The sequence below is a fragment of the Kitasatospora sp. MBT63 genome, assembly GCF_000710465.2.
GTDB lineage: Bacteria > Actinomycetota > Actinomycetes > Streptomycetales > Streptomycetaceae > Kitasatospora.
Genome location: NZ_JAIZ01000832.1, coordinates 9,098 through 9,563 on the forward strand (window position 1 = coordinate 9,098; position 466 = coordinate 9,563).

Annotated in this window: 1 protein-coding gene; it reads left to right on the plus strand. The window is 71.9% G+C overall.

Translation table 11 applies throughout. The features are described from left to right. A partial coding sequence (locus AA75_RS50640; RefSeq protein ID WP_033826149.1) for a hypothetical protein occupies window positions 1–424 on the plus strand: 424 nt, incomplete at its 5' end. Window positions 425–466: the final 42 nt, after the last annotated feature.

Below are 466 nucleotides of genomic sequence, written 5' to 3' on the forward strand. Positions count from 1 at the left end.
GATCTTCAGCCGCAACTCCGGCAACGGGCACGCCGGCCTCACCTACCTGCCGACCTCCGGAGCGTGGTCCACCTTCGACCTGACCGACAACGCCGGGACCCCGGCGCCCGGCGGCGGCGCTCCCGCCGCGTTCCTGCAGAACAACGGCACCCTCGGGGTGGTGACCGCCGACGCTGCCAACGGTCACCTGCGGATCACCTACAAGCCCGCCGACGGCCCCTGGGCCACCAGCGACCTGACCAGCGGCTTCGGCGCACCGGTCAGCGACGGCAACGTCAGCTCGGTCGTGGACGGTTCGGGCACGCTGGCCATCTTCAGCCGCAACTCGCTGAACAGCCACCTCCAGCTGACCTACCTCCCCACCTCCGGGGTCTGGTCCCTGTTCGACGTCACCACCCAGGTCGGTACCCCCAACCTCGGCTGAACCCCACCCCCCCGGGGCCGGGCGGCGTCGAGCCGTCCCGGC